Source organism: Pseudoxanthomonas sp. LjRoot125, assembly GCF_964252705.1.
Lineage (GTDB): Bacteria > Pseudomonadota > Gammaproteobacteria > Xanthomonadales > Xanthomonadaceae > Pseudoxanthomonas_A.
Window position 1 is genome coordinate 2425265 of record NZ_CAXUOY020000001.1, and the last position, 11662, is coordinate 2436926.

8 protein-coding genes are annotated in these 11662 nt (G+C 64.7%); 4 read left to right on the forward strand and 4 right to left on the reverse strand.

All coding sequences use genetic code 11. The features are described 5' to 3' along the window. Positions 1–9 precede the first annotated feature (9 nt). From ACSION_RS11195 to ACSION_RS11205, 3 genes are all read left to right on the forward strand, one after another. Positions 10–777, forward strand: a complete 768-nt coding sequence (locus ACSION_RS11195) for a histidine phosphatase family protein (RefSeq protein WP_308442946.1) — start codon at positions 10–12, stop codon at positions 775–777. After that, positions 774–1652 (forward strand): NAD(P)H-hydrate dehydratase, encoded by an 879-nt coding sequence (locus ACSION_RS11200; protein ID WP_185896147.1) that lies wholly within the window; start codon positions 774–776, stop codon positions 1650–1652. Before ACSION_RS11195 ends, ACSION_RS11200 begins: the two co-directional genes overlap by 4 nt. Positions 1653–1783: 131 nt before the next feature. Further along, positions 1784–2788, forward strand: a complete 1005-nt coding sequence (locus ACSION_RS11205) for an SDR family oxidoreductase (RefSeq protein ID WP_185896146.1) — start codon at positions 1784–1786, stop codon at positions 2786–2788. A gap of 55 nt (positions 2789–2843) precedes the next feature. On the opposite strand, the gene ACSION_RS11210 is transcribed toward ACSION_RS11205, so the two are convergent. Then, positions 2844–3593: a hypothetical protein gene (locus ACSION_RS11210; RefSeq protein WP_185896145.1), complete on the reverse strand. Its 750-nt coding sequence runs from the start codon at positions 3591–3593 to the stop codon at positions 2844–2846. Positions 3594–3751: 158 nt separating this feature from the next. Further along, positions 3752–3907 (reverse strand): hypothetical protein, encoded by a 156-nt coding sequence (locus tag ACSION_RS11215; RefSeq protein WP_185896144.1) that lies wholly within the window; start codon positions 3905–3907, stop codon positions 3752–3754. Positions 3908–4170: 263 nt separating this feature from the next. Between ACSION_RS11215 and ACSION_RS11220 the strand changes: the two genes are divergently transcribed. Beyond that, the gene (locus ACSION_RS11220; RefSeq protein ID WP_249720557.1) at positions 4171–6954 is read left to right on the forward strand and encodes a PAS domain-containing hybrid sensor histidine kinase/response regulator; all 2784 of its coding nucleotides are present in this window, start codon (positions 4171–4173) and stop codon (positions 6952–6954) included. A gap of 295 nt (positions 6955–7249) precedes the next feature. On the opposite strand, the gene ACSION_RS11225 is transcribed toward ACSION_RS11220, so the two are convergent. Together ACSION_RS11225 and ACSION_RS11230 are read right to left on the reverse strand one after the other, a co-directional pair. Continuing rightward, positions 7250–8251: an OmpA family protein gene (locus ACSION_RS11225; protein WP_435305950.1), complete on the reverse strand. Its 1002-nt coding sequence runs from the start codon at positions 8249–8251 to the stop codon at positions 7250–7252. An 11-nt stretch (positions 8252–8262) separates the two neighbouring features. Then, positions 8263–11625 carry a hypothetical protein gene (locus tag ACSION_RS11230; RefSeq protein WP_213604977.1) on the reverse strand — a complete coding sequence of 1121 codons (3363 nt, stop codon included), beginning with the start codon at positions 11623–11625 and terminating at the stop codon, positions 8263–8265. Between the last annotated feature and the right edge of the window lie 37 nt (positions 11626–11662).

Here is an 11662-nt window from a genome sequence, read left to right on the forward strand (position 1 = left end):
GCGATGCGTATGCCGCGGCTGTTACACACAGACTGGCCCGCCCATCTCTGGATCGTGCGTCATGGGCAAAGCGCCGGCAATGTGGCCCGTGATGCGGCCGAGTTGGCCGGCGATCGTCTGATCGAGCTGGAGCATCGCGACGCCGATACGCCTTTGTCGAGGTTGGGCGAGCAGCAAGCCGTGGCACTGGCCCAGTGGTTTTCAGAGCAACCGGCCTCGGCGCGTCCTACGGTGTTCTTCAGCTCGCCGTTCGTGCGCGCTTACCAGACGTGTCTGGCCACCGCGAAGGCTTTGGGACATGGAGCATCGGATATCGCCATCGATGAGCGCCTTCGCGAGAAAGAATTCGGCATCCTGGACCGCTACACAGTGCCCGGCATCAAGGCCACCTTTCCCGAGCTTGCCGAGCAGCGGGCACTGGTTGGCAAGTTCTACTTCCGTCCGCCTGGCGGTGAGAGCTGGTGCGATGTGATCCTGAGGCTGCGCAGCGTGCTGGAGGTTCTCAGGCGTGATCACGTGGGCGAGCATGTCCTCATCGTGGCCCATCAGGTGATCGTGAATTGCTTTCGGTATCTGCTCGAATGCCTGGATGAACACCAGATTCTGGACATCGACCGAGAGGCGGACGTGCCCAATTGCGGCATCACCCACTACCAGCTCACCGGTACCGGCGAAGGTGCCCGGTTTGAACTGGAAAGCGCCAACCTGATCGTTCCGCACATTGCGCAGTTGGCTGAGGTTACCAAGGCGCCCGACACGCCGGCAGGTCCCAAATGAGCCAGCCGCGGGATCACGTGCTGGATGAGACATGGTTGGCCGCCCACCCACTGCCGGCGGCACAGGGGGCCCATAGCAAGGAAGACCGTGGCCGGGTCATAGTGATCGGCGGATCGGTCGATATCCCAGGCGCGATCCTGTTGGCCGCGCAGGCCGCCCTGCGGGCGGGCGCGGGCAAGCTGCAAATGGCCGTTCCCGGCCCCTCAGCGTTCTTCCTAGCCCCGCATATGCCCGAGGCGCGCGTGCTGGGTCAGCCCAGTGACGAGCAGGGCCAAATTTCTGGAATGTGTCCTGCCTGCCGTCAGGAAGCCGAACGCGCCGATGCCATCGTCGTCGGACCTGGCATGTGCGACAGCCCCGCGTTGGCCAGTTTGCTGGGCGAGCTGCCAAACCACCCTACCCTCGTGCTGGATGCCGGCGCCATTACCTGTTTCAAGCAGGCTCACGTGCGCTCGCAGGCCGCGATCTTGACGCCGCACGCCGGCGAAATGGCCAAATTGCTGGGGTGCGAGGTGGACCAGATCTCCGGCGACGAACCCGCGTTGGCTCTACAAGCGGCCAAAGATCTGCATGTGGTCCTGGTACTCAAGGGCCCAAGCACGTGGGTTGCAAGCCCGACGGGCGAATTGGTGCGTTACGAAGGCGGCGGCGTGGGCCTGGCCACTTCCGGTTCGGGAGATGTGCTGGCGGGGGTGATTGGGGGATTGGCGGCACGCGGCGCCGAGCCCCTTATTGCCGCAGCCTGGGGGGTGTTCTTGCATGGACAGGCAGGCCGACATCTTGCTGAGCGCATGGGTGCATTGGGTTTTCTGGCGCGCGAAATCAGCCCCTGCATCCCTGAGATCATGCACGCGCTGAGCCCGCCGGCGCGCTGATTCACCTGCGAACGAACTACGGTTTTGGCCTGCGTTCGTCACTCTCAAGATACGCGGTCGGTGCCGTGGCATCACATGGCCGCCACACTGGCTGACGCGATGATGCGGTGTTTCCTTCGGAGGACTCCATCATGGCCAGCAAGAAAAAAACGGCTGCCACACGCCCCGCCACCACCTCAGCTGACACCACGGCGGCACGTCAGCGCAAACTACAGGCGCAGATCGATCGCAAGGATGCCCGCGGCAAGAAAAAGCCCACCAAGCAGGCCACCCAGGCCGGCACGCGCAAGCAGCCGGTGCGCATGCCTGCCCAACACCTGCCCAAGCCCGGTACCGAAGCCGATCTGATGTTGGCACCGGCCTTTGAAGCCCCCGACTACCGCGGCAGCGGAAAGCTCGAAGGGATGACCGCCGTGATTACGGGTGCGGATTCAGGGATCGGTCGCGCGGTGGCGGTACTGTTTGCCCGCGAAGGCGCAGATGTTGCGGTGCTGTATCTGAACGAGCACAAGGATGCCAAGGAAACGGCAAAGTGGATCGAAAAGGAAGGTCGTACCGCGCTACTGATTCCGGGTGACGTGCGCGATTCGAACTTCTGCAAGAAAGCCGCAGACAAGGTGGCCAAGCGCTTTGGCCGTATCGATGTGCTGGTGAACAATGCCGGCTTTCAGCTCCATGCCGAACGGCTGGAAGACCTGACCGATGAGCACCTGCAGGAGACGCTGCAGACGAATGTGGCCGGCTACATCCACATGGCACGTGCCTGCCTGCCGCATATGCAGCGTGGCGCGTCCATCGTCAATTGCGGCTCGGTCACCGGGCTGTTCGGCAGCCCCAAGCTGATCGATTATTCCGCCACCAAGGGCGCCATCCACGCCTTTACCAAAGCTTTGGCCTCCAACCTGCTCGAGCGCGGCATTCGGGTCAATGCGGTCGCCCCCGGTCCTGTGTGGACACCGTTCAATCCTGCTGACAAGCCGGCCGATGAAGTAGCCGAGTTTGGCAAAGACAGCGCGATGAAGCGGCCGGCGCAGCCGGAAGAGCTCTCACCGGCCTTCGTGTTCCTTGCCTCGCCGGTGATGTCGTCTTACGTCAATGGCATCGTGCTGCCGGTGATGGGCGGACCGACGGGGTAAAGGCAAGCCAAAAAAATGCCGCCTCCACTCCCGGAGGCGGCACAGGGGTTGCGTCTTAGTTCCGACGACGGTCGTCAGAGGTGAACGCATCGGCCACGGCATGCTTGGCCCGCTCCCAGGTCAGGCGCGAGGTGCCCTTGAAGCGCTCCCAACCGCGTTCCAGGTCGGAGGCAAGGCCATCGTCCCAGTCGCGGTCGGCGTACTGACCACGCGCGTAGGTGCCGTATCGGTAGGCCGGGCGATAGTCGTCGTACTCATCACCGTCCTGGCGATAGGCCGCGCTTTCGAAGCGCTTGGCGTAGGTGTCGTCGCTCCAGGCGTAGGCGTTGTAGGTGCGATCAGCGCGATCCCACGCATCCTTGGCAGCCGGACGTGCGCGGTCCCAATCCAGCGTGGACGTGCCGCGATCGGCCTCCCAGGTGGACTGAAGGCGACGCTCGGCATCGTCCCAGGACTCATTGGGGTATTCGCCGCGGGCCACGGCACCGGCCTGGTAGACGCCGGCATAGTCACGCTGGAAGTCATGCTCGCCGGAGTAATAGTCGCGCGTGGGCGCTTCGTTGCGCCAATAGTCGACTTCTGCGGTGGGATCGATGCGCTCGGCAACGCCCTTGCCCGCGGCGGCACCGGCCACCGTACCCACGGCCGCACCAATCAAGGTGCCGATCGGACCAAAAACGGTACCGGCCAACGCGCCGGCCGCCACGCCCCCGGCGACGCCGCCAACGCCCACCCCTACCGGATGTGAGCCCGGCGCGCCGGTGATGGGATCCCTGTTTGCATCGGGCTGAGTGTCACGTGTCATGGGTGTGTCCTTTCATGGTGTTGGCACGGGGTGCCAAGAAGTGGGGGATGTCGTTGAGGGGGAATGAAACGTTGCTGCTACGTCGAGAGGTCGATGCAGGCAAGCGATAGGCCAGGGAGCGAGAAAGGCAGCTGCCCTCCTCGCTCGGCCGTGCGGCATTACATCTGGTCGCGGTCTTTGCGCGACTTCTGCTGGGTGTCCTGCTTCTGACCCTGCTGATCGTTCTTGCCGCGGTTTTGCTGCGTGTTCTGGTTACCCTGATCCTGATTCCGACCGGGGCTCTGCTGCTTGTCTTTGGGGGTCTGGTTCGGCATAACCAAGTACCTGCGATACGCGACCGGGGTGGCCGCGCAGGTAATGTGCGCGCACCGATGTGAGCGACAAATGCACGTGGAGTTAATGAAGATCGACTTCACTGAACGATTTGGTTCCGAGGCCGAGCCGCCCCTTTCTGGGAGGCTCGCCACGCCTGGTAGCCAACCGGCAGCCGGGCTCGGATAGACTGCGTTGCAGCGCTTGTGGCCTGAGGGCCTGCCGCCGTTTGTCCCCGTTGAATAGCCCCACAGGTGACACCTCCATGCCCCACCGTTCAGATGCACCGTCGGACATGCTGGACCATGAGCGAGGTCGCGTTGCACTGGCCTCCGGTGCCGTTATCGGAACCTGGATTTGGGATATCACCACTGACAAGGTCAGGGTGGATGCCGCTCTGGAGCGTGCCTTCGGCATGGGGCCGATGACCAAACCGTGGGCACTGGCCGATCTCATCGGAGCGGTCCATCCGGACGACCAGTTTGATCTTCGCAGTGCCATCGCGGACGCCGTAGCACGGGGCGGACAGTACGTTCACCGCTACCGTATTCAAGGGCTGGACGATCAATGGCGCTGGGTGGAGGGCCGAGGGTGGGTCAATCGCGACGCTGCAGGCGTGCCCATCAGCTTGCCTGGTGTATTGATCGACATCAGCCAAACGCGCCGCGTCGAAGAGGCGCGGGACCGTGCCGAAGCGCTGCTGAATACGTTTGTCGAAGCGGTGCCCGGAGTGGTCTACGCAAAGGACCGGCAAGGTCGCCTGCTGATAGGTAATCGCGGTACCAACGAGCTGTTGGGCAGGACGCCAGAGGAGTATCTGGGGCGTACTGATGCCGAACTGCTGGAGGACCCCGTACAGGCAAAGGCGGTCATGGACGCTGATGCACGTATCATGGCCTCCGGCCAGCTTGAGCAGCTTGAGGAAGAAATCAATTTCCCCGACGGCAGGCGCGCGATTTGGCTGTCCACCAAGGCGCCGTTGCGGGATGCGCAAGGTCAGGTCATCGGTTTGATCGGTGCATCGCTGGATATCACCGATCGCAAGGCCGTGGAAGCTAGTCACCGTGAGATCGAGGAGCGCTACCGGCTCGCCGCCTTGGCCACGCGGGACGCCATTTGGGATTGGCGCATGTCCGATGGCGATGTGGTGTGGAATGAAGCCCTGACCACCCTCTTTGGCTATGACCAGCTGCAGAGCAGTGCACAGTGGTGGCTGGAGCATATCCACCCCGATGATCGCCAGCGCATTGACCACAGCATTCATGCGGTGATCGAGGACGGCGGCCACGCGTGGTCGGCCGAGTACCGCTTCCTTCGCGCCGATGGTCAGTACGCTGATGTGCTGGATCGTGGGACGGTGTTAAGAGGGCCTGCCGGCGAGCCGATCCGCATGATTGGCGCCATGTTGGACCTGACCGAACGCAAGGCCGCCCAGGCCGCGTTGGCCGAGAGCGAGGAGCGTCTTCGTCTGGCCACCGAGGCCTCGGACATCGGGTTTTGGGATGTTGATCTGGTCAACGATCTGCTGATCTGGCCAGCACGCACCAAAGCCATGTTCGGCATTTCGGCGCATGTGTCGTGCTCGATGGCCGATTTCTACGCCGGCCTGCACCCGGAGGATCGACAAAGGACCAGTGAGGCCTTTGCCGCGGCCGCCGACCCTGCACGGCGTGCGCTCTACGATGTGGAATATCGGACGATCGGCAAAGAAGATGGCGTTACTCGCTGGGTAGCGGCCACCGGGCGTGGACTGTTTGAAAGTGATCGCTGCATGCGCGTGGTTGGCGTGGCCATCGACGTCACAGCGAGGAATCTGGTTCAACGCCAGCTCAAGGAACTCAACGAGCAGTTGGAGAGCCGTATTCAGGCGGAAGTAGCCGAACGCATCCGCATCGAGGATGCGCTGCGGCAGAGTCAGAAAATGGAAGCGGTCGGCCAGTTGACCGGGGGCATTGCCCATGACTTCAACAACATGCTGGCCGCCATCGTCGGTCCGCTGGACCTGCTGGTCGGACGGCTGGATCCGGGCGATGAGCGCGCGCGACGCTATGTGGACATTGCCATGGAAGCGGCTAAGCGCGCTGCCCAGTTGACCCAACGCCTGCTGGCCTTCTCCCGCCAGCAACCGCTTCAACCCGAAGCCCTGGATGCGAACAAGCTGGTGGCTGGCATGTCGGAGCTGCTGGCGCACTCCTTGGGCGGAAACGTCCAGCTAGAGACGGTGTTGGCTGGCGGCCTCTGGCGTACCCATGCCGATCCCAACCAGCTCGAGAATGTGATCCTGAATCTGGCGGTCAACGCACGTGATGCGATGGCTGAAGGCGGTCGGGTCACGATCGAGACGGCCAACTGCCATCTCGATCACGGGTATACCGACGCCCACCCGGGAATCGCACCGGGCCAGTACGTCCTGATCGCCGTCTCAGACACCGGACAGGGCATGCCCGCAGAGGTCATTAACAAGGCCTTCGATCCGTTTTTTACTACCAAGGAAGTGGGTCGCGGTACGGGTCTGGGGCTCTCCCAGGTGTATGGCTTCGTCAAGCAGTCCGGCGGGCATGTGAAGATCTACTCGGAGGTGGGCAGTGGCACCACCGTGAAGGTTTATCTGCCCCGCCTGCAAGGCGCTGCGGCCGAGAGTGCAGCCTCCGCCCTCGTTCGTCCCCTGCCGCGTGGCGAGGCGCAGGAAGTCATTCTTGTGGTGGAGGACGAGCCGGCCGTGCGCCAAGTGTCGGTGGATGCATTGACTGAGCTGGGTTATCGCGTCCTGGAAGCCGACGGGGCCGCGGCCGCCTTGAAGATGCTGGAAATAGAGCCGGGCATCACCCTGTTGTTTACCGATGTGGTCATGCCGGAAATCAACGGACGCAAGCTCGCCGATCAAGCCCTCGCCCGCTGGCCGCACCTGAAAGTGCTCTTCACGACCGGCTATAGCCGCAACGCGATCATCCACAACGGTGTGCTGGACGCTGGCGTGCATCTGATCGTTAAGCCGTTCACCCTGCAAGAACTGGCTGTTCGAGTTCGGGCGGTTCTGGAGGAACCCTAGCTGCGCCGAGATCGGGGCGTGTTTGACGCAACCGTTTCTAATAACTAGTGAACGCTAAACCCGCTGTATCGAAATTTGGGAGTTCGCCATGAAGCGCCCGCTCGAACGTTGGATCTACTAACTCAACCAGCCCCGGTACTTGTCCCCCTCTGTCTGCTACAGTTGACCAGCTAATATTTGAGATTGCAGCTTGTAGCAATCTGGTACTTGCCAAACACCTACAAAGTTTTACCGCACCGTATTAAGCAGCGTCCACTGAGGCCACTGGTCGCTGCCAATCGAGTAACTAAGATTTTCAACGAGCGACGTGCAGGCGGACTTCGACGCGGCGGTTCGGGATCAGGCACTCGCGCAGCGCCGCCTGCGGCGTCACGCCGGCGCACTGCTGCACCTGCTCGCCATCGCCCTTGAAGCGGTAGCTCACCTTGGCCGCGTCGATGCCGCGCTCGACCAGCAAGGCACGCACGGTCTGCGCGCGACGCTCGGACAGCGCCTGGTTGTAGTCGTGGCCGCGGCCCTGCAGGCGATCGGCATGGCCCACCAGTTCGATGCCGGCCAGGGTCAGGCCTTCCTCGCGCACGCGGGCCAGTTCGCGGTCCAGGCTCTGCAACGAATAAGCGCGGATGTCGGCGCGACCGGAGCGATCGAACTCGAACAGCACGTTCGCGGTCAGCACCGTGTCCGCCGGCAGCCCAACGGGCGCGGCCGGCGTCGCGCCGCATTGGCGCGACAGCGCTTCGGCATCGCTCACCCAGTCTTCGGCGATCTGGATGTACGGCTTGGCGTGGCGCCACTGCTGCTGGTTGAACTCATTGCCGGCGTGCACCAGCTCCACTTCACCGCACGCGACCGCCTGCTGCGCGCAGGTGAACCCGGGCGTGCCATGGATCGCGCCCAGGCGTTTCCACAGGTCCTCGCGCACGCGCGCCGCTCCGTTGACCAGCGGCGTATCGGTCGGCAGCGGCGAGACGCCCTGCTCCATGCCCACGATCAGCTTTTCCGCCTCGGTCAGTGCTTCCTGCGGGAAGGCGCTGCGGTCGTTGCGCGAATACTCGTGGAAGGAGACGTCCAGCCAGCACTGCGCTTTCGACAGGTGGTAGTCGCGGACCGGACGGCCGCCGTCGTTCAAGGCCTGGATGCGGCCCTGGGTATGCTCGTAGCCCGACAGGTCGGCATGGATCGCCTCGTCGGTGATGCGGTCGCGCGCCGGCGTCAGCTGCGTCTGCTGCGCATGGGCGGTCGAAACGAGGCCGGCCAGCACGGCGGCGCACAGGAACGTGGTCTTGGTGTGGGTCATGTCGGTAATCCTCAGCGCACCGGATCGCGGTAGCGGGCGTCTTCCCTGCGGAAGAGGTCTTCGTCGAACTTGAAGCGCAGGCGGATGAACGCGCCCTGCTGCGTGTACTCGTAACCGGTCAGGTCGTCGTCGCCGCGGAAGCCGGTGGCGTTGTAGCCCACCGACAGCCACAGGTTCTGCCGCAACAAGCGACCCACTTCCATGCCGAACGCATACTGGTTGGCGCCGTCCTGGCCGCGGAACGTCGAGCCCAGCACGCCGATATCCCAGTTCTCGGTGATGTCGTAGACGATGCGGCCGGACAGCAGCACGGCATTGAAGTCGTCGTCGACGCGACCGGTGTCGGCGTAGAAGAAGCTGTCCTGCTGCCACTTCGCCGCCACGCGGCCGGTCAGCCACCACGGCCGCGACGGATGCCAGTCGGCATGTGCCGACACGATGTGCGCGCTGCTGCGGATGTCCTGGCCGGTATCCGAACCGAAGCCGGTGCCGTCCATGCCGCTTTCGTCCTTCTCCAGCTTGTACTCGTAGCGGGCCAGCGCGTTGACACGGTTGGTGTCGGTGTCGCGGTATGCCGCACCGATCTGGAAGCGGTCCTGCAACACATCACCACGCGCGTCGTACTCGGTGCGCAACAGGTAGTTGCGCGCCAGCAGCGTCCAGTCGCGGCTCAGCTTGCGCGCGGCCAGGAACTGCAGCAGCGTGGTGTTGTAGCCCTCGTTGGTCGGCGTGCCGGCGACGTCGTCGGAGATGCGGTGTTCCAGCCGCACGTTGCCGCGCCACAGTGGATTGGCGCTGTAATCCAGCGCGAAGCCGATGCCGGTGGAATCGCCGATGTTCCCCGAGATGACGTTGGTGTGTTCCAGCGTCGTATCCAGGCGCAGGCCTTCGCGCAGGTCCCAGCGGTTGCGCATGCCAGATGCCGCCTGGATGTCGCGGCCGGCGATGGCATCGCGCAGGCGGTACTCGGAGAACAGCTGCGTGTCCTTGATGAAGCTGGTGTCCACGCCCAGCGCCACCGTGTCCGCCTCGCGCCCGTCCTGGGTCAGGCCGTTCACGCCGCTGACGCCGGTCTGCTTCTCGTAGCGGCCATAGATCCGGCTGCGCTCGCGCAGCTGGTAATCCATGCCCAGCGCCACGCGGTTGCGGTCTTCGCCGTGGATGTCCTGCTCGATCTCGCCGCCGATACTGAAGCGGTCGCTGGCGCGATAACCGGCACCGATGCGCAGCATGTCCGACGACAGCTCGGTGCCCACCGGCAGGCCGCTGGCCACGTCGTTGGGATTGCCGCTGCTGATGATCGGCAGGCCGGTCAGCGGATCCAGTGGCTGCTGGCCATATCCGAGCGCACCGCCGCCGGAGCCGGTGGCGTAGCCACCCGACAGCCCGCCGATGTTGCCGTAGCCGCTGCCGGTGGCCCACGTGTAGTACGCGCCGACGGTTTCGCGGATGGCGCGGTAGCCGAAGTCGAGCGTCAGCTTGTCGGTGACCTTCACCCGAGTGCCCGCGCTGGCGGCCTCGCGCTCGCCCCCATCGGGGTTCCGGTCCTCGCTGCGCAGGCCTTCCGCGTACAACTCGAAGCGGTCGGTCAGGCGCCACCGCGTGGTCACACTGTACTCGCCACGGCCGCCGTAAAGCGGCGACGCCGGATTATTGAACGCGGGATCGGACTGGCCGGCGAACAGCTTCAGGTCCAGCGCCTTGCCGGCGTGGCCGAGCTCGACGCGCCAGGCATCGCCTTCCACCAGCCCGCTCAGGCCCTGCAGGCCGGGCGTGCCGTACTGGTTGACGCTGTTGGTGTTGACCTCGCTGCGCGTGCGCGCGGCTTCGGCGACCAGCCAGGTGTTGGCACCGAATCGGTAGCCGACGTTGGCGCTGCCCATCTCGAACGCGGCGAAGGGATTGCGGTCGTCGACATAGGAGCCTCCGATCTCGCCGTTCTTGCCGACGCGCAACTGCGCGTCCGCACCGACTACCAGGAACGTCTCGGTGCCCTGGTCCAGTTCGTAGGTGATGCGCAGCGACACCGGGTTGAGATCGCTGTCGAACGAAGGCAGGAAGCTGTTGAGCAGGATGCGGCCGGAGAATGGCTCGAAGCTGTAGTCGACCAGGCGGCCCAGCGGGCGCACGGAGACGATGCGCGAGGGCTGGTTGCGGTCGCGCACGACCACCTCCACGCGTTCGCTGCCTTCCAGCACGGCGTTGTTGCGCAGGCCGTACGGGCCGCTGCCGGCGGCCGGCAGTTCCTCGATCACCTGGCGCAGCGAATCCTCGATGGCGAAGACGTTGCCGCGCACGCGCGCGTTCTCGAAATGCCAGCCCAGGCCGGTGGCGGTGCGGTTGTAGGTGCCCAGCACGCGCTGGCCGGCCTGCGCTCCGACATCCATGCCGGTCTGCGTGGCGATGTTGTCGCCGGTCTGGAAATCGCCGTACAGCAGGTAGCTGCGGCCCTTGTCCACGCGCACGTACAGGCGCTCGGCCGAACGCGCGTCGAAACCGCGCAGCGATGCGTCGCCGTACACCGGATAGAACTCTTCCGGCTGGATGTCGCGCAACAGGCGTGCCCGCACCTCCTTGTCGGAGTCGTAGGCAGCGGTCAGCAGGTACTCGCCCTTGATCGTGCCCTTGACGAAGAACGCCGCGCGCGCGGCACCGTTCGCCTTGCCGCTGTTGAACTGCTTCTCCCAGCGGCGGATCTCGCGCTCGAAGCCATCCCCGCGCTGCGTGCCATTGACCAGGTTGTCGCCCTTGCGGCGGAAGTTGATGACGCCTTCGATCAGGCCGGTGGCGATCAGCTCGCGCATCTCCGGCACGAAACCGACGACGCCTTCGGCGCTGTGGCTGCCCGAGGTCACCCGCAGCAGCACGTCCTGCGGATCGTGCGGCGCCAGCAGTTCGAACTCGGCGCGGCCATCGCGCACGGCCAGCTGGATGCCGGGCGTGACTTCATCGGCATCGAGGCGGCCCGGACCGAATTCGTCCGTGCGGCCGTCGGCCAGCTTGATGCGGCCACCGCTGTGCTCGATGGTGGCGAAGGACTCGCCCGCCATCGGCTTGCCATCGGCGCCGTACAGCTGCACGACCACCTTGACCGGCGACTGGCCATCGGCCGGCACGCCGTCGCGGTCGACCTCGACCACGACGCGGTCCACGCCGACGTTGATGCTGTAGTCGACGTTGCCGGGCTGCGCATACAACGGTTGTGGCGCAGTGCGCTGCGATTCCGGCGATTGCGGATACAGCGGCGTGGCCTGGCCGATCGCCGGCGTGAAGCGCTGGTCGCCGGACACGGCCTGCGCCTGCACCAGCGCCGGCGTCACCGCCAGGGCGAGCGCCAACGCGAGGGGGTGGAACGAAGGACGTGAAGCTCGCATGGCACGGGATTCCAGGGACGTCGACGGACGCGGGGTG

Bases quoted from the DNA above. Each gene is read 5' to 3' on its own strand.
- ACSION_RS11195 (WP_308442946.1), top strand. From the start codon at position 10: ATGCCGCGGCTGTTACACACAGACTGGCCCGCCCATCTCTGGATCGTG.
- ACSION_RS11220 (WP_249720557.1), top strand. From the start codon at position 4,171: ATGCCCCACCGTTCAGATGCACCGTCGGACATGCTGGACCATGAGCGA.
- ACSION_RS11205 (WP_185896146.1), top strand. From the start codon at position 1,784: ATGGCCAGCAAGAAAAAAACGGCTGCCACACGCCCCGCCACCACCTCA.
- ACSION_RS11215 (WP_185896144.1), bottom strand. From the start codon at position 3,907: ATGCCGAACCAGACCCCCAAAGACAAGCAGCAGAGCCCCGGTCGGAAT.
- ACSION_RS11225 (WP_435305950.1), bottom strand. From the start codon at position 8,251: ATGACCCACACCAAGACCACGTTCCTGTGCGCCGCCGTGCTGGCCGGC.
- ACSION_RS11210 (WP_185896145.1), bottom strand. From the start codon at position 3,593: ATGACACGTGACACTCAGCCCGATGCAAACAGGGATCCCATCACCGGC.
- ACSION_RS11230 (WP_213604977.1), bottom strand. From the start codon at position 11,625: ATGCGAGCTTCACGTCCTTCGTTCCACCCCCTCGCGTTGGCGCTCGCC.
- ACSION_RS11200 (WP_185896147.1), top strand. From the start codon at position 774: ATGAGCCAGCCGCGGGATCACGTGCTGGATGAGACATGGTTGGCCGCC.